Origin of the sequence: Clostridium sp. D5 (genome assembly GCF_000190355.1) — a bacterium.
Classification (GTDB): Bacteria; Bacillota; Clostridia; order Lachnospirales; family Lachnospiraceae; genus Faecalicatena; species Faecalicatena fissicatena_A.
Window position 1 is genome coordinate 417,685 of record NZ_GL870810.1, and the last position, 16,700, is coordinate 434,384.

Consider the following 16,700-nt stretch of genomic DNA (forward strand, 5'->3'; position numbering starts at 1 on the left):
GTTTACGGTTTTGAACAGATACAGCTGAGGTATATTTGTCCCCGCAGCCCGGGGTGTTTTTATGACTTCCGGGCTGCGCGGGATGAATTTTCAGTGGGCAGTAGCTAAGGGAAAGAGGAGTATGAGCGAAAAAAAGATCTTAGTAGTGGATGATGAAAAATTAATAGTAAAGGGGATCCGTTTCAGCCTGGAGCAGGACGGCATGGAAGTGGACTGCGCCTATGACGGCGAGGAGGCTTTGGAATATGCCAGAAACTGCGAGTATGATCTGGTTCTTCTGGATGTCATGCTTCCCAAATTGGACGGCTTTCAGGTCTGCCAGCAGATCCGGGAATTTTCCGACATGCCGGTGGTCATGCTGACAGCGAAAAGCGAGGACATGGATAAGATTCTCGGCCTGGAATACGGTGCGGATGATTATATTACAAAACCTTTTAACATTCTGGAAGTGAAGGCCCGCATTAAGGCCATCATGAGAAGAACAGCGAAAAGGGAAGAGCCTGCAGGCAGTACGGTCATAGTCAAAGGAGCTATGCGGATTGACTGCGAGAGCCGGAGAGTATTCATCGGTGAGCGGGAGATCAATCTGACAGCCAAGGAATTTGATGTGCTGGAATTGCTGGCAATGAATCCGAATAAAGTATACAGCAGAGAAAATCTGCTGAATCTGATATGGGGTTACGACTATCCGGGGGATGCAAGAACAGTGGATGTGCATATCAGGCGCTTGCGTGAGAAGATAGAGAAGAATCCGAGCGAGCCAAAATATGTACATACAAAGTGGGGAGTTGGTTATTATTTCCAGGGGTGATTTTCATTTTAGTATAAACAGTAAATTTCTAAAGAGCCTGCGGTTCTGCATTATACTGCTGCTTCTTGTTGTGTCTACTGTGCCCTGTGCAGCTGCATACAGGGGCATCATAAAGGCATATGAGTCGAGGGCAGTATCTTTGCGTACCGCAGATATACAGAATCAATGTACAATTCTAAGCAATCAGCTGAACAGCTATAATTATCTGTCGGATACTTCTTCCGAGGTTATCAATGCAAGTTTAACGCAGTTAACAAATATATATAATGGACGGGTAATGATTGTAGATAAAGAGCTGCGTGTTATAAAGGACACGTATGGCCTGGACGAGGGAAAAACAATCGTATCCGAGGATGTTATCCGCTGCATGAAAGGCAGCAGTACGAATTATTATGACAAGGCGAACCGGTACATAGAAGTGACCTCCCCGATTACGACGGGAGAGACGGAAGAGATATCGGGTGTGATGCTGGCCAGTGTGTCAACGGATACGATAGAAGACAGTCTGAAGATACTGAGCACAAAAGGCAGTGCGATTCTGGGAATCGTTCTGATTCTGATGCTTGGAATCAGCCTGTTTATAGCGGACCGAATCGTAAAGCCTCTGCGCAGGATCACAGAGTCTATTGCAGACGTATCGGAAGGCTATGATGATGAAGTGCTCCACGTGAACACATTTACCGAGACAAAGCAGCTCTCCGATGCTTTTAACAAAATGCTTGGGAGACTGAAGCAGCTGGATCAATCCAGGGAAGAGTTTGTATCCAACGTGTCACATGAACTGAGGACTCCGCTGACATCTATGAAGGTGCTGGCAGATTCCCTTCTGGCGCAGGATGATGTTCCGATCGAGCTGTATCAGGAGTTCATGGGGGATATTGCAAAAGAAATCGACAGAGAAAATGACATTATTGCAGACCTTTTGTCTCTGGTTAAGATGGACAAGACTGCCAAGGACCTGAACATCAAGTCCGTTAATATCAACGAGTTAATGGAGCTGATCCTGAAGAGGCTGAAGCCGATTGCAGAGAAGAAGAATGTGGAAGTGGTTCTGGAAAGTTTTCGTCCGGTAACGGCGGAGATCGATGAGGTGAAGCTGACACTGGCATTTTCAAATCTGGTGGAGAATGCAATCAAATATAACCAGGAAGAGGGATGGGTTCATGTGTCCCTCAATGCGGACCACAAATATTTTTATGTAAAAGTGGCCGATTCGGGTATTGGGATTCCGGAGCAGGATCAGCAGCATGTATTTGAACGTTTTTACCGGGTGGACAAGTCACATTCCCGCGAAATGGGAGGTACCGGTCTGGGCCTTGCTATTACAAGAAACGCAATTATCATGCACCGGGGATCTATCAAAGTGTACAGCAGCGAAGGTGAGGGAACCACATTCACAGTCAGGATTCCTCTGACCTATGTTGCTTAAAAGGAGGCAGTATTATATGAAAAGAAAAATTGCAGGCCTGGTTTCTGTCTGCTTCTGCCTGCTGCTTTTGCTGGCTGCCTGTTCAAAGCGGACAACGGTAAAAGATGACCGTTCTTTCATTTATTGTCTGAACGGTGACAGGACCGGCCTTACGAAGGTGACCTATGAAGTCAAGCAGACAGATCCGCTTAAGGCTGCGGAAGCCATGCTGAAAGAACTGGCGAAACCTTCTGAGGATATTGATTATACTGCACCGATTCCGAAAGGGGTAAAGGTCAATACCTGTGAGCTGGAGGGGGAGCTTTTGTATCTTGATTTCAGCGGTCAGTACAGGGACATTCCACCTTTGGAGGAAAAACTGGTGAGGGCGGCTGTAGTGCAGTCACTGGTCCGGATTGACGGCGTGAGTGTTCTGTGGTTTTCCGTGGATGGTGAGGACCTTCGGGACAGTGACGGAAAAATTCTGGGCTATCAGAATGAGGATGATTTTGTGCAGAATACAGGATCCTCTCTGAATTCATATCAGACGGCAACGCTGACGCTTTATTTTGCGAATGAGACAGGCGATAAGCTGACTGAGCAGCATATGGATGTAAAATACAGCAGCAATATGTCTAAAGAAAAATTAATTGTAGAGAAGCTGATGAAGGGTCCGAAGAAGAATGCCGGATATCCGACAATCAATCCGGCTGTCAGCCTACTCGGAGTTACGATAAAGGACGGGATCTGCTATGTAAATCTGGATGACGAATTTCTGACAGGAGGAGTGGATGTCAAACCGGAGATTACGATTTACTCCATTGTTAACTCTCTTGTGGAGGGGACGACGGCGAGTAAAGTGCAGATCACAGTGAACGGTGAAAAAAACATTTCCTATAAGGATACTGTTGATTTGACCCAGCCGCTGCAGTGGGATATGAGCTGGGTAGAAAACGCGGAGGGAGAATGATCAAAAGGCCTCTATGTGCGGCGGCAGTACTTTTTCTGGGAATACAGGCTGTTCTGGCGGGCGGGTTTCATATAGCATCAGATTGGAAACCTACCCGGCTGGAATCCAGTATCGGCAGCAGGGAAGATGCCGTACTGGAAGGAACAGTCTACCGCAGAGAAGAGAAGCCGAACTGCAGAGTGTTATATCTTAAGGACAATATTGTCCATCTGAAGAATCAAATCTTTCAGGAATCTAAAATTCTTGTTTATATCCAAACAGATCATCAGACAGCAATTGGAAACCGCATACAATTTACCGGAACCGCGGAGACTTTTCAGGAAGCCAGGAATCCGGGGAATTTCGATCAGAAGTTCTATTACCGGAAACAGGGAATCCATGTCTTCGCATGGGCGCAGGACATGAAAATATTGGATGAGGGAGTGTATCCGGTACGGGAAAATCTGGCGGTAATAAGAGAACACTGGAAGGAGATTTTGATAAAATATCTGGGAGAATATCACGGGAACAGCATGAGTGCAATTCTGCTGGGAGATAAAAGCGAACTGGACAGCGATCTGAAAGAACTGTACCAGAAAAGCGGAATCGGACATATACTCGCCATTTCGGGGCTGCATATGTCCTTTCTGGGGATCGGACTGTACAAATTATTGCGCAGAACCGGTCTGTCCTTTGGAATTGCCGGTGGAACAGGGATCTGTTTTTTACTGGCCTATACGCTTATGATTGGGTGCGGTGTATCCAGCATCAGGGCATTTGTCATGTTTTTTGTCAGAATGGGAGCAGACATTACGGGTAGGGACTACGACATGCCCACAAGCCTGGCGCTTGCAGCGGCCGTGATTGTGGCATGGCAGCCGCTGTATCTGCTGGATGCAGGCTTTCTGCTTTCTTTTGGCGCGCTGCTGGGAATCACTGCAGTATATCCGTGTCTGGAATTCTGTTTTTTACGGGGAAAGAAGGGAAAGAAACTGTTCGGCAGCATCTTTGCCAGTCTGGCAATAAATCTGACGCTGCTGCCTGTCATGCTGTACTTTTATTTTGAGTTCCCTTTGTATTCTATTATTTTGAATCTTCTTGTGATACCCTTGATGTCTCTTGTGCTGGGTATTGGTGTTACCGGCTCCCTGGCGGCGCTTGTATTGGGCGGGGCAGGAGCGGTACTGCTTCAGGTCTGCAAAGGCCTTCTGATTTTCTATGAGAAAGCCTGCACTCTAAGCATGGAACTGCCAATGAGTCGTATTGTATCGGGGCAGCCGGAAAAGGGCTGGATCGTGGTCTATTATGCTCTCTTATTTATGTTCTGCCTCACGGTATACCGGCTGAAGGCAGTAAAAGAAAATGGGGGTACTGGTTCTGACATTTGGTTGATAATATCCGTATACAAAAAGACCTTGGGAGGTGCAGCGGTCATATTTCTCTGCGGCATGTTATTTACAGCCTGCAGACTATCTTATAATAACGGCGGAAGACTTCGGGTTACCATGCTGGATGTTGGGCAGGGGGATGGTTTGTACATAAACGGCCCCCGGGGAACCAGGTATTTTATTGATGGCGGCAGCAGCGATGTTTCATCCGTTGGAAAATACCGGATCGAACCGTTTTTAAAATCCCAGGGCACTAAAACGCTGGATTACGTTTTTATTTCACACGGGGACGCGGACCATATGAATGGAATCGAAGATCTGCTGGACAGCCAGCGTCTTGGAATCCGAATCAGGAATCTGGTTCTGCCGCCGGAAAGAGTGCAGGATGAATCGTTGAAGAAGCTGGCCCTAAAGGCTGCGGAAAACGGTACGAGAGTCGCTGTGATGGAGGCCGGCGATACAATGAGAGAAGGCGATTTCAAATTGACCTGCAAGGCTCCGGCGGCCGCGTACAAAGGAGAGGCCGGAAATGCTGCATCTATGGTACTGGAGGCAGAATTTGGAGAACTCGATATGTTGTTCACCGGGGACGTGGAGGGGGATGGCGAGAGACTTTTGGAAAAAAATGGGCTGCGGCAGTATGATGTGCTGAAGGTGGCACATCACGGATCTAAAAATTCCAGCTCTGACGCGTTTCTCAGACAGACGCTGCCCCGGACTGCATGGATATCATCGGGGATTGATAACCGGTATGGGCATCCTCATGAAGAGACAGTGAAAAAACTGGAGAATATTGGGAGCCGGATATACGGGACACAGGAATGTGGTGCAGTGACATTGGTGACGGATGGGGAAGATGCTGTAATTGAAACATATCTTCAACTGGATCAGTGAAGGAAACGGTCAGACGAAGGTTAAGCGGCTAATTTATTATTTTAATTAGAATACAAGGAAATATTTTGCAAAATAGAGAACTTTCCTATATAATAGATACGTTATGAAGAGTTTAAATGAAGATTTAAAAACAGGACAATTTAAACAGATATATCTTCTATACGGGGAAGAGAATTATCTGAAGAGGCAGTATAAGGACCGCTTTACGAAAGCAATGCTCCCGGACGGGGACACGATGAATTACGCTTATTATGAAGGGAAGGGCGTAGATGTCAGGGAGGTCATTGATCTGGCTGAAACTCTGCCGTTCTTTGCTGAGCGCCGTCTGCTTGTATTTGAAAATACCGGTTTTTTTAAAAGTGCCGGGGCAGATCTGGCCGATTATATTAAGGAAATGCCCGACACAACATTTTTTATCTTTATAGAAAATGAAGTGGACAAGCGCAGCAAGCTGTTCAAAGCGGTGAAGGCGAAAGGGCATATTGTGGAGCTGCCTTTCCAGGATGAAATGACGTTGAAGAAGTGGGTTCTGGGGCTGGTGCGAAAAGAAAATAAGCAGATATCCGAGTCTACTGTCACTTATCTGCTGAATAAAGTCGGCACAGATATGGAAAACATACAGAAGGAACTGGAAAAGTTATTCTGCTATACGCTGGAAAAGGACGGTATTCTGCCGGAAGACGTGGATGCGGTATGTGTAACACAGATTTCGAACCATATTTTCGATATGGTCAATGCGGTAGCGGATAAGAAGCAGGAGCGGGCGCTGGAGCTTTACTATGAGCTGGTAGCGCTGAAAGAGCCGCCCATGCGGATTTTGTATCTGATGACCAGGCAGTATCGGATTCTGCATCAGGTAAAGGACCTGCTAAAGAAAGGGTATGGCAGGAAAGAGATTGCATCGAAGGCGGGGCTGCATCCTTTTGCAGCAGGGAAATACATGGATCAGGCAAAGCAATTTAAAAGCAGCGAATTGCGCGCAATTATGGAGGACAGCGCGGATATTGAGGAGCGTGTAAAGACCGGACGTCTGACGGATGTTCTGGCGGTAGAGCTGTTCATTGTAAAATACTCATCCGTGTCAAAGAGATAGAGAAAGATTGGAGGAATAAAAGTGTCAGGAACAGATCAGAGTAAGATACGCAATTTTTGTATTATAGCACATATAGATCATGGAAAATCTACGCTGGCAGACCGGATTATTGAGATGACGGGTCTGCTGACCAGCCGTGAGATGCAGTCTCAGGTGCTGGACAATATGGATCTGGAGAGAGAACGGGGAATTACGATTAAGGCACAGACGGTACGTACCGTATACAAAGCAAAGGATGGGGAGGAGTATATCTTCAACCTGATTGACACACCGGGGCATGTGGATTTTAATTACGAGGTGTCCAGAAGCCTTGCCGCGTGTGACGGAGCGATCCTTGTAGTAGATGCCGCACAGGGCGTGGAGGCACAGACGCTGGCGAATGTATATCTGGCTTTGGACCATGACCTGGATGTCATGCCGGTCATCAACAAAATTGATCTTCCCAGTGCAGACGCAGAGCGGGTCAAAGAAGAAATTGAGGATGTGATCGGAATTGACGCAGAGAATGCACCTTTGATCTCTGCAAAGACCGGATTGAATGTGGAAGATGTACTGGAGCAGATTGTGGAGAAGATCCCGTCACCCGTGGGAGACGCATCGGCGCCGCTGCAGGCGCTGATCTTTGATTCTCTTTACGATTCCTACAAAGGAGTAATTGTGTTCTGCCGCGTAAAAGAGGGGAGCGTAAAGAAAGGCACGCCGATCCGTATGATGGCTACAGGAGCCACGGCAGATGTTGTGGAGGTTGGATATTTCGGAGCAGGCCAGTTTATTCCGTGCGAGGAACTGAGTGCGGGGATGGTAGGCTACATTACAGCCAGCCTGAAAAATGTAAAAGACACCCGTGTGGGTGACACTGTGACCAATGCAGAGTGTCCCTGCGAACAGCCGCTGCCAGGATATAAAAAGGTTAACCCCATGGTTTACTGCGGTATGTATCCGGCGGACGGAGCAAAGTATCCCGATCTGAGAGACGCACTGGAGAAGCTTCAGCTCAATGATGCCGCCCTGCAGTTCGAAGCGGAGACTTCTGTTGCGCTGGGATTTGGATTCCGCTGCGGATTCCTGGGATTGCTGCACCTGGAGATTATTCAGGAGCGTTTGGAGAGAGAATACAATCTGGATCTGGTGACCACGGCTCCCAGTGTTATCTACAAGGTATACAAGACAAACGGGGATGTCATCGAACTGACAAATCCTACAAACCTTCCGGATCCCGCTGAGATTGAATACATGGAAGAGCCGATCGTAAAAGCCGAGATCATGGTGACCTCTGAATTTATCGGTGCGATTATGGACCTGTGCCAGGAGCGCCGCGGGGAATACCAGGGAATGGAATATATTGAGGAGAAGCGTGCGGTTCTGCATTATCATCTGCCGCTGAACGAGATCATTTATGATTTCTTTGATGCATTGAAGTCCCGTTCCAGGGGATATGCATCCTTTGATTACGAGATGTTGGGATATGTACAGTCAGAACTTGTGAAACTGGATATCCTTATTAATAAAGAAGAAGTGGATGCTCTTTCCTTCATCGTGCATGGCAGTACGGCTTACGAGAGAGGCAGGAAGATGTGCGAGAAGCTGAAGGAAGAGATTCCGCGTCAGTTGTTTGAGATCCCGATCCAGGCCGCTGTAGGCAGTAAGATCATAGCACGTGAGACTGTTAAGGCAATGCGTAAGGACGTACTCGCAAAATGTTACGGCGGTGATATTTCCCGTAAGAAAAAGCTTCTGGAAAAACAGAAGGAAGGAAAGAAGCGTATGCGCCAGGTGGGCAACGTAGAGATTCCACAGAAGGCCTTCATGAGCGTGCTGAAGCTGGATGATAAATAAAATGGAGAAAGAACTGGAGCTGTATCTGCATATCCCCTTCTGTGTGAGAAAATGTGCATACTGCGATTTTCTCTCTGCGCCTGCCGATGAGGCCGCGAGACAGGAATATGTGGATGCACTGCTCATGGAAATACAGGGATACAAAGAAACATATTATGTACCGTACAGGGTCACGACAGTATTTATTGGAGGAGGAACGCCCTCCCTGTTAACAGCAAAACAGATTACAGAAATCTTTGCCGCCCTGCATCAAAGTTTCCGTCTCGCTGATACTGCAGAAATTACTATAGAGGTAAATCCCGGAACCATAACAGAAGAGAAACTTAGATCCTGGAAAGCTGCCGGAATCAACCGCCTGAGCATTGGCCTTCAGTCCGCGGACAATGAAGAATTAAAGATGCTGGGAAGAATCCACACATGGGAAGAGTTCATGGAAACCTATACTTTGGCGAGAGAAAAGGGTTTTGAGAATATCAATATAGATTTGATATCCGCCATACCCGGCCAGACAGAAGCAAGCTGGGAGAATACACTAACCAGAGCCGCCCGTCTGGATCCTGAGCATATATCCGCCTACAGCCTGATCGTAGAAGAAGGAACCCCATTCTATGAACGGTACGGGGAACCGGACGGTCAAAGGGCAGTGGATGTGATAGATACAGAGAATCCGGAACTGCCGTCTCTGCCCGATGAAGACACAGAAAGAGCGATATACGAAATGACCGCAGGGATCCTGTTACATTACGGCTATCATAGATATGAAATCTCCAACTACGCAAAAAAAGGATATGAATGCCGCCACAACCTGGGTTACTGGGAGCGGAAAGAGTATCTCGGAATCGGTCTGGGGGCATCCTCTTTTGTTAAAGGCTCAAGATATCACAATACAGAGGATATCAGTTCCTATCTAAAAAAGGTACAGGGCAGGGAAGAAATAAAAGAGGACGTGGAACAGCTGTCAACCGCAGACGAAATAGAAGAGTTCATGTTTCTTGGACTAAGGGAAACAAAAGGAATCTCGATTTCCCGATTTGAACAGTTATATAAACAAAGTATATTTGATGTTTATGGGACAGAATTGGAAAAACTGACTGAGGGGGAACTTCTGACCGTTGATGGGGATCATATTCGACTAACGGGGCGGGGAATCGATGTAAGTAATTTAGTATTTATAGAATTTATGAGGTGAAGTTTAGCGGCGGAGGGGGCGCCAGCGAGGAGCGTGATGTTCCGGCGGCGTACGGGAAGGCTTATGCTGATTCTGGAAACCGGCCGCTTAGCCAAGAAGTTCTAGCCGCGAAAAAGCCGCATCTTATGGAACCGAGCGTATTCACTTAGAAAGCCGATGCTTTCTAAGCTCAGACGCTCTGGATAATTGATTTGGAGATCAATTATCCTCCATAAGATGCGGCTTTTTCGCGGCAAGAACTTCTAGGGCACGCTATGAGGCTTCCAGAATCAGCATAAGCCTTCCCGTACGCCGCCGGAACATCACGCTCCTCGCTGGCTGGACGCATCAGGGCGGGAGAAAAGTTACCGGGGAGGGAATTCGGACGGGGGCAGCGGATGGAGTTGGTTTACTTTTAGGGGTTGGAAGGGGACAGCGCCCCCTCAAACCCGAAAAACACCCCCTGCCACCGCCCCCTCAAACCCGAAAAACACCCCCTGCCACCGCCCCCACAATGATCCATATGAGGGGATGTATGTTTTTGAGTGGTTTTATCTGCAGCAGTATAAATATGATGACTCCCAACAGGATAGCCGAATATTTTAGCGTAATGACTCCCTGGTTTGTATCTGCGAATGTAATGACTACGATCTGCCATACTGCGTAACCGATCAGTGCGGCTATCATGGGGCGTATTCCATAGAATGCGGATTTGACGTACTTGTTGTCGCTGAAATTGGACATGAATTTGGCTATAAGGATTATGATAATAAGGGCCGGACATACCAGGCCGAAGGTCGCGATCAGTGCTCCGGGGATACTACCGGCATGAAAACCTGCATAGGTTGCCATGTTAATACCGATCGGACCCGGGGTGCTTTCGCTGATGGCTATCATGTTCGCAAGCTCTGTCGTTGTAAACCAGGTATATTTGGTGGTAAGCTCCATAAGAAAGGGGATAGTCGCCATACCACCGCCGATGGAAAACAGTCCTATTTTAAAAAACTCTATAAATAAGGTAAGATAGATCATGCGCGTTTTTTCTCCTTCATAATATTTACAAAGATACCTGTTCCTGCAGCACAGATAACCAGTATAATCGTAGGCACAGGCGAGAAAGTAGCAAGCAAAAACCCGGCAAGAAATAAAAGCAGACCCACTTTATCACGAATTCCGGTCCTGGCCAGTGAGATGACGGTATTAATCATCAGTGCACATACAGCAATCCGAATACCCGCCAGAGCATGCAAAACCATCGGATTATCCATAAACTGGGTCAAAATACTGGCAATCAGACAGATAATGATAACCGAAGGACTCACCATTCCCAAAGTACCAAAAACAGCCCCCCAAACCCCGGCCTGCTGATACCCAATATAAGTAGAGGTATTAACAGCAATAATACCGGGAGTACACTGCCCGATCGCATAAATATCCAGGAGCTCCTCATCCGTAGCCCATTTCTTCTTAACAACAACCTCCCGTTTCAGCATTGGCAGCATAGCCATACCGCCCCCAAAAGTAAGCACGCCAACACGAAAAAAAGTCGAATATAATTCCCACAATTTCTTCATAAAACCTCCTGCAAAAATCAAAGGCCCCGAACAGTCTGAATCCCGAAGTCCATTTCTTCCTATTAATAAAATACCATTATTAATACATTCTACGACTTTTTTTGAAAAGATACAATCAAACCTATGTAAAGTTCAAATAAAGTTAAAAAAACACCCAGCCTCACCTTCCGTCAATCCTGCCATAGAGCGCCCCCCCTCTTCCCCTGCCCCCAAGAATTCATTCTTTTGTATATAAAGTATAAAAAATATATAAACACTGTTGACAAAAATAAACCAGGGTGCTATCTTAATATACGTAAGGTGTTAGCACTCAAAACTAAAGAGTGCTAATAAACAAAAAAGCTGATTCAGTAAGGAGGATCCTGATATGGCAGTAGATACAGAATTGACTGACAGAAAGCTTGTCATATTAAAGGCAATCATCCGGAATTATCTGGAGACAGGAGAACCGGTAGGTTCCAGGACCCTTTCAAAATATACAGAATTGAATCTGAGTTCAGCTACTATCCGCAATGAGATGGCAGACCTGGAGGATCTGGGATACATATTCCAGCCCCATACATCTGCAGGGCGTATTCCTTCCGACAGAGGTTACCGGCTGTATGTCGATATGCTGATGGAAGAGAAAGAGCAGGAGATCACGGAACTGAGGAATACCATGCTGGAGAAGACAGACAAGGTTGACAAGGTACTGCAGCAGGCAGCCAGGGTTCTTGCAGCCAATACGAACTATGCGACTATGGTTTCAGCACCGGTCAACAGCAGGAACACATTGAAGTTTATACAGCTGTCACAGGTGGATGAAGAACAGATTGTTGCAGTGATCGTGATGGGCGGCAATGTCATCAAGAATAAAATTATTGATGTGGGTGAGACTTTAAGTAATGAGAATCTGCTGAAGCTGAATATGCTGCTGAATACTACTCTGAATGGAATGTCCATTGAAGAGATTAATCTTGGCCTGATTGCAAGGCTGAAGGAGCAGGCGGGAATTCACAGCAAGGTGATTAGTGATGTCCTGGATGCAGTGGCAGAGATTATACATGTGGACGACGATATGGAGATTTATACAAGCGGCGCCACGAATATTTTTAAGTATCCGGAATTAAGCGACAAGCAGAGTGCACAGGAGATTATCAGTGCATTTGAAGAAAAGCAGCAACTGGCCGACCTCGTAACCGAGACGCTGGCCAGTGAAGATAATCATGGAATTCAGGTATACATCGGAGATGAAGCGCCGGTGAAGACCATGAAAGACTGCAGTGTTGTGACAGCTACCTACGAATTGGGCGAGGGCATGAAGGGTACCATAGGTATCATAGGTCCAAAGCGTATGGATTATGAACATGTCATGAAGACGTTGAAGACTCTGCAGAATGAGTTGGATGCAATTTATTACAAAGACCCAAAAGAATAGGAAGGTGAATAGCTGGTGGAAGAAAAGATGAGCAAAGAAGATATGGTGAAAGAAGCCGTAGAAGAAGCAAAGGCAAAAGCTGTAATGGAAGCAGAAAAAGAGCAGGATGAAAACCAGCCTGAGTCCGAAGCTGAGCCGGAAGCGTGTGAAGACGCACAGGAAGAAACAGAGTGCGAAGAAGATGTGAGCGCTGAAGATGCCGAAGAGTCCGGAGATGATGACAGCAAGTCCGGCAAAGAAAAGAAGCGGTTCGGCAGAAAGAATAAAAAAGACAAAAAAGACGAGAAGATTGATGAACTGACTGACAGGCTTACCCGTCAAATGGCAGAGTTTGATAACTTCCGCAAACGTACTGAAAAGGAAAAATCCCAGATGTACGAAATAGGTGCGAAAGATATCATAGAAAAGATTCTTCCGGTCGTTGATAATTTTGAACGCGGCCTGGCAGCTGTGCCAGAGGAAGAACAGTCCAATCCTTTTGCACAGGGAATGGAAAAGATTTATAAACAGCTGATGACTACGCTGGAAGAGATTGGCGTAAAGCCGATTGAGGCGGTTGGAAATGAGTTTAACCCGGATTTCCATAATGCGGTTATGCATGTGGAGGATGAAGAGTTTGGCGAGAATATCGTAGCCGAGGAGTTTCAGAAAGGCTACACATACCGTGAAAGTGTAGTAAGACATAGTATGGTGAAAGTAGCAAACTAATTTCTCATTCAAAATCAAAATATTTCAGGAGGAAATGATTATGGGCAAAATAATTGGTATTGACTTAGGTACAACAAACAGCTGTGTAGCTGTTATGGAAGGTGGACAGCCAACTGTCATTGCAAATACAGAGGGCGCAAGAACAACTCCATCTGTAGTAGCATTTACAAAGACTGGAGAGCGTCTTGTAGGTGAACCTGCAAAACGTCAGGCAGTAACAAATGCAGACAAAACAATCTCTTCTATCAAGAGAGAGATGGGAACAGACTACAAAGTATCAATCGATGATAAAAAATACTCTCCGCAGGAGATTTCAGCAATGATCCTTCAGAAGATGAAGGCAGACGCAGAAGGATATCTTGGAGAAAAGGTAACAGAAGCAGTTATTACAGTACCGGCTTACTTCAATGATGCACAGCGTCAGGCAACAAAAGATGCAGGTAAAATTGCAGGACTGGATGTAAAGCGTATCATCAACGAGCCTACAGCAGCAGCTCTTGCATACGGGCTGGACAATGAAAAAGAGCAGAAGATCATGGTATATGACCTTGGCGGTGGTACATTTGATGTATCTATCATTGAAATCGGCGACGGCGTTATCGAAGTATTATCTACAGCAGGAAATAACAGACTCGGCGGAGATGATTTTGACCAGAAGATTACAGATTATATGCTGGCTGACTTCAAATCAAAAGAGGGCGTAGACTTATCAGGAGACAAGATGGCGCTTCAGAGACTGAAAGAAGCTGCTGAGAAAGCGAAAAAAGAACTTTCTTCCGCAACAACAACCAACATCAACCTTCCGTTCATCACAGCTACATCTGAAGGACCGAAGCATTTCGATATGAACCTGACAAGAGCTAAGTTTGATGAACTGACACATGACCTTGTTGAGAAGACTGCAGAACCGGTAAGACGTGCACTTTCAGATGCAGGTATTTCAGCATCCGAACTGGGCCAGGTACTGCTGGTTGGTGGTTCCACACGTATTCCTGCAGTTCAGGAAGAAGTTAAACGTCTGACAGGCAAAGAGCCAAGCAAATCCCTGAACCCGGATGAGTGTGTTGCACTCGGTGCATCTGTACAGGGCGGTAAGCTGGCAGGAGATGCAGGCGCAGGCGACATCCTTCTGCTGGACGTTACACCGCTGTCACTTTCTATTGAGACAATGGGGGGCGTTGCAACAAGACTGATTGAAAGAAATACAACAATACCTACAAAGAAGAGCCAGGTATTCTCCACAGCAGCAGATAATCAGACTGCAGTTGATATCAATGTTGTACAGGGAGAGAGACAGTTCGCAAGAGACAATAAGTCCCTCGGACAGTTCAGACTGGATGGAATTCCGCCGGCTCCACGTGGAATCCCGCAGATCGAAGTAACATTTGATATCGATGCAAACGGTATCGTTAATGTATCAGCAAAAGACCTTGGAACAGGCAAAGAGCAGCACATCACAATTACTGCAGGCTCCAACATGTCAGACGATGACATTCAGAAGGCAGTAAAAGAAGCAGCTGACTTTGAGAGCCAGGATAAGAAACGTAAAGAGGCAATTGATACCAGAAACGAAGCCGACAGTATGGTATTCCAGACTGAAAAAGCAATTAAGGAAGTCGGCGACAAGCTGGATGCTACAGACAAAGCAGCTGTAGAGGCTGACTGCCAGGCATTAAAAGATATCCTTGCAAAATCTACTCCGGAAGAAACTACAGACGCTCAGGTTGCTGAAATCAAAGCAGCCAAGGATAAGCTGATGGAAAGCGCTCAGAAGTTATTTACTAAGATGTATGAGCAGGCAGGAGCAGGCGCAGGTGGAGAAGCAGGCTATTCAGATGGCCCGGCACCAGAAGCAGGCCCGGCACCGGAAGGCTTCCAGGGAGATGATGTAGTGGATGGAGATTATAAAGAAGTATAAGATCCGTCGGCAGAAGGGTTCTACGAAGCCGCAAAATGCGGCCTCGTAGAATTTCTTTGTTACAAACTGTCTATGAAAAAAGGCTGCGACGAGTCTTTTGGTGACAGAAATAAGCAGACAGATGAAAGGGTAGAGTGTTATGGCAGAGTCAAAAAGAGATTATTACGAGGTGCTTGGCATAGGCAAGGATGCAGATGACGCAGCAATCAAAAAGGCATACCGCGTACTGGCCAAAAAGTACCATCCGGATATGAATCCCGGGGATGCCGAGGCTGAAAAAAAGTTTAAAGAGGCATCGGAAGCGTATGCAGTGCTTAGTGACCCTGAGAAACGCCGCCAGTATGACCAGTTTGGACACGCAGCATTTGAAGGTGGGGCCGGCGGAGCAGGCGGCTTCGGCGGATTTGACTTTAATGGCGCTGATTTCAGTGATATATTTGGAGATATATTTGGAGATTTGTTCGGCGGGGGCGGCCGCAGAGGCGGCAGGGCGAGCAATGGGCCGATGAAGGGTGCCAATATACGGAAAAGTATAAGAATCACATTTGAGGAGGCGGTCTTTGGTTGTGAAAAGGAACTGGATGTTGCGTTAAAGGATCCATGTACAGCATGTAACGGAACCGGAGCAAAACCAGGCACATCTCCTGAGACCTGTTCTAAGTGCGGTGGAAAAGGCCAGGTTGTTTATACATCCCAGTCGTTCTTCGGCACGGTACAGAATGTCCAGACATGTCCGAACTGCGGCGGTTCAGGAAAAGTAATCAAAGAAAAATGTCCGTCCTGTTCCGGAACAGGGTATACATCCAGCAAGAAACGCATTAAGGTTATTGTTCCGGCAGGTATAGATAACGGTCAGAGCGTGCGCATACGTGAAAAGGGTGAGCCGGGTCAGGGCGGCGGCCCGAGAGGTGACCTGCTGGTAGAGGTAAATGTTTCCAGACATCCGATCTTCCAGAGACAGGATATGCACATCTTCTCAACCGTACCGATCACATTTGCACAGGCAGCGCTGGGCGGAGATGTAAGAATTCCTACCGTAGATGGCGATGTTGTGTATACTGTTAAGGCAGGTACAAAGACAGATACGAAAGTGCGCTTAAAAGGAAAAGGTGTTCCTTCCCTTAGAAATTCTCAGGTGCGGGGGGACCATTATGTAACACTGGTGATCCAGACTCCGGAAAAACTGAGTCCTGAGGCAAAAGAAGCCCTTCGTGAATTCGACAGATTATCAGGGAACTCTCTGAATCAGAATATGGAGCCTCATAGGGAAAGTAAAACTGAGAATAGTAAACCTGCAAAAGGGAAGAAAAAAGGGTTTAGGGAGAAAGTAAAAGACGTATTTGAGGAATGAAGAGGGGGGCGCTTTGCGAAACCGCGGAATGGCCGGCCTTCGGGCAGACGGATATAGGGGCGGCTGGAAGCTGGTTTTGACTGCAAGCTGGAGTAGAAGTAAAAGAGAAGAAAAACCAGGGCAACCTGGCCACATCACGAGAAGCCCTGATGGCTTCTCGCGCTGGGGCCAGGAATTTTTGTGAT

The 16,700-nt window shown here is 46.8% G+C and carries 13 protein-coding genes; 11 read left to right on the forward strand and 2 right to left on the reverse strand.

Going from position 1 to position 16,700, the window contains the following annotated elements; translation table 11 throughout:
• Positions 1 to 121 precede the first annotated feature (121 nt).
• The 7 genes from HMPREF0240_RS08270 to hemW all read left to right on the forward strand — a co-directional run bounded on the left by HMPREF0240_RS08270 (position 122) and on the right by hemW (position 9,568).
• On the forward strand, positions 122 to 811 hold the full coding sequence (locus HMPREF0240_RS08270; protein WP_035312729.1) for a response regulator transcription factor: 690 nt from the start codon (positions 122 to 124) through the stop codon (positions 809 to 811).
• Complete coding sequence (locus HMPREF0240_RS08275; RefSeq protein WP_083806144.1) at positions 768 to 2,240, forward strand: ATP-binding protein; 1,473 nt, start codon at positions 768 to 770, stop codon at positions 2,238 to 2,240. The genes HMPREF0240_RS08270 and HMPREF0240_RS08275 overlap by 44 nt, the downstream gene beginning before the upstream one ends.
• A 16-nt stretch (positions 2,241 to 2,256) precedes the next feature.
• Positions 2,257 to 3,189, forward strand: coding sequence for a GerMN domain-containing protein (locus HMPREF0240_RS08280; protein ID WP_035312657.1), 933 nt, complete (start codon positions 2,257 to 2,259; stop codon positions 3,187 to 3,189).
• Complete coding sequence (locus tag HMPREF0240_RS08285; RefSeq protein ID WP_035312658.1) at positions 3,186 to 5,450, forward strand: DNA internalization-related competence protein ComEC/Rec2; 2,265 nt, start codon at positions 3,186 to 3,188, stop codon at positions 5,448 to 5,450. Before HMPREF0240_RS08280 ends, HMPREF0240_RS08285 begins: the two co-directional genes overlap by 4 nt.
• A 103-nt stretch (positions 5,451 to 5,553) precedes the next feature.
• A complete protein-coding gene (gene holA / locus HMPREF0240_RS08290; RefSeq protein WP_009002991.1) occupies positions 5,554 to 6,543 on the forward strand; it encodes a DNA polymerase III subunit delta in 990 nt (329 codons plus the stop codon).
• Positions 6,544 to 6,564: 21 nt separating this feature from the next.
• A complete protein-coding gene (gene lepA / locus HMPREF0240_RS08295) occupies positions 6,565 to 8,379 on the forward strand; it encodes a translation elongation factor 4 (RefSeq protein ID WP_009002992.1) in 1,815 nt (604 codons plus the stop codon).
• Between the two features lies 1 nt (position 8,380).
• Complete coding sequence (gene hemW / locus HMPREF0240_RS08300) at positions 8,381 to 9,568, forward strand: radical SAM family heme chaperone HemW (RefSeq protein WP_009002993.1); 1,188 nt, start codon at positions 8,381 to 8,383, stop codon at positions 9,566 to 9,568.
• A 456-nt stretch (positions 9,569 to 10,024) separates the two neighbouring features.
• Here the strand turns inward: hemW and HMPREF0240_RS08305 are convergent, their stop codons facing one another.
• Together HMPREF0240_RS08305 and HMPREF0240_RS08310 are read right to left on the reverse strand one after the other, a co-directional pair.
• Positions 10,025 to 10,579, reverse strand: a complete 555-nt coding sequence (locus tag HMPREF0240_RS08305) for a chromate transporter (RefSeq protein ID WP_009002994.1) — start codon at positions 10,577 to 10,579, stop codon at positions 10,025 to 10,027.
• Positions 10,576 to 11,121, reverse strand: coding sequence for a chromate transporter (locus HMPREF0240_RS08310; RefSeq protein ID WP_035312659.1), 546 nt, complete (start codon positions 11,119 to 11,121; stop codon positions 10,576 to 10,578). Before HMPREF0240_RS08310 ends, HMPREF0240_RS08305 begins: the two co-directional genes overlap by 4 nt.
• A 367-nt stretch (positions 11,122 to 11,488) precedes the next feature.
• On the opposite strand from HMPREF0240_RS08310, the gene hrcA reads away from it, so the two are divergent.
• The 4 genes from hrcA to dnaJ all read left to right on the forward strand — a co-directional run bounded on the left by hrcA (position 11,489) and on the right by dnaJ (position 16,515).
• The gene (gene hrcA, locus HMPREF0240_RS08315) at positions 11,489 to 12,538 is read left to right on the forward strand and encodes a heat-inducible transcriptional repressor HrcA (RefSeq protein WP_009002996.1); all 1,050 of its coding nucleotides are present in this window, start codon (positions 11,489 to 11,491) and stop codon (positions 12,536 to 12,538) included.
• A gap of 27 nt (positions 12,539 to 12,565) precedes the next feature.
• Complete coding sequence (gene grpE / locus HMPREF0240_RS08320; RefSeq protein WP_035312733.1) at positions 12,566 to 13,246, forward strand: nucleotide exchange factor GrpE; 681 nt, start codon at positions 12,566 to 12,568, stop codon at positions 13,244 to 13,246.
• 40 nt (positions 13,247 to 13,286) lie between these two features.
• The gene (gene dnaK / locus HMPREF0240_RS08325) at positions 13,287 to 15,164 is read left to right on the forward strand and encodes a molecular chaperone DnaK (protein ID WP_009002998.1); all 1,878 of its coding nucleotides are present in this window, start codon (positions 13,287 to 13,289) and stop codon (positions 15,162 to 15,164) included.
• 139 nt (positions 15,165 to 15,303) lie between these two features.
• Positions 15,304 to 16,515 (forward strand): molecular chaperone DnaJ, encoded by a 1,212-nt coding sequence (gene dnaJ / locus HMPREF0240_RS08330; protein ID WP_009002999.1) that lies wholly within the window; start codon positions 15,304 to 15,306, stop codon positions 16,513 to 16,515.
• The last annotated feature ends 185 nt before the right edge of the window (positions 16,516 to 16,700 follow it).

Bases quoted from the DNA above. Each gene is read 5' to 3' on its own strand.
- HMPREF0240_RS08310 (WP_035312659.1), bottom strand. From the start codon at position 11,121: ATGAAGAAATTGTGGGAATTATATTCGACTTTTTTTCGTGTTGGCGTG.
- HMPREF0240_RS08285 (WP_035312658.1), top strand. From the start codon at position 3,186: ATGATCAAAAGGCCTCTATGTGCGGCGGCAGTACTTTTTCTGGGAATA.
- hemW (WP_009002993.1), top strand. From the start codon at position 8,381: ATGGAGAAAGAACTGGAGCTGTATCTGCATATCCCCTTCTGTGTGAGA.
- HMPREF0240_RS08280 (WP_035312657.1), top strand. From the start codon at position 2,257: ATGAAAAGAAAAATTGCAGGCCTGGTTTCTGTCTGCTTCTGCCTGCTG.
- dnaJ (WP_009002999.1), top strand. From the start codon at position 15,304: ATGGCAGAGTCAAAAAGAGATTATTACGAGGTGCTTGGCATAGGCAAG.
- dnaK (WP_009002998.1), top strand. From the start codon at position 13,287: ATGGGCAAAATAATTGGTATTGACTTAGGTACAACAAACAGCTGTGTA.
- hrcA (WP_009002996.1), top strand. From the start codon at position 11,489: ATGGCAGTAGATACAGAATTGACTGACAGAAAGCTTGTCATATTAAAG.
- HMPREF0240_RS08275 (WP_083806144.1), top strand. From the start codon at position 768: ATGTACATACAAAGTGGGGAGTTGGTTATTATTTCCAGGGGTGATTTT.
- HMPREF0240_RS08305 (WP_009002994.1), bottom strand. From the start codon at position 10,579: ATGATCTATCTTACCTTATTTATAGAGTTTTTTAAAATAGGACTGTTT.
- HMPREF0240_RS08270 (WP_035312729.1), top strand. From the start codon at position 122: ATGAGCGAAAAAAAGATCTTAGTAGTGGATGATGAAAAATTAATAGTA.
- grpE (WP_035312733.1), top strand. From the start codon at position 12,566: ATGAGCAAAGAAGATATGGTGAAAGAAGCCGTAGAAGAAGCAAAGGCA.
- holA (WP_009002991.1), top strand. From the start codon at position 5,554: ATGAAGAGTTTAAATGAAGATTTAAAAACAGGACAATTTAAACAGATA.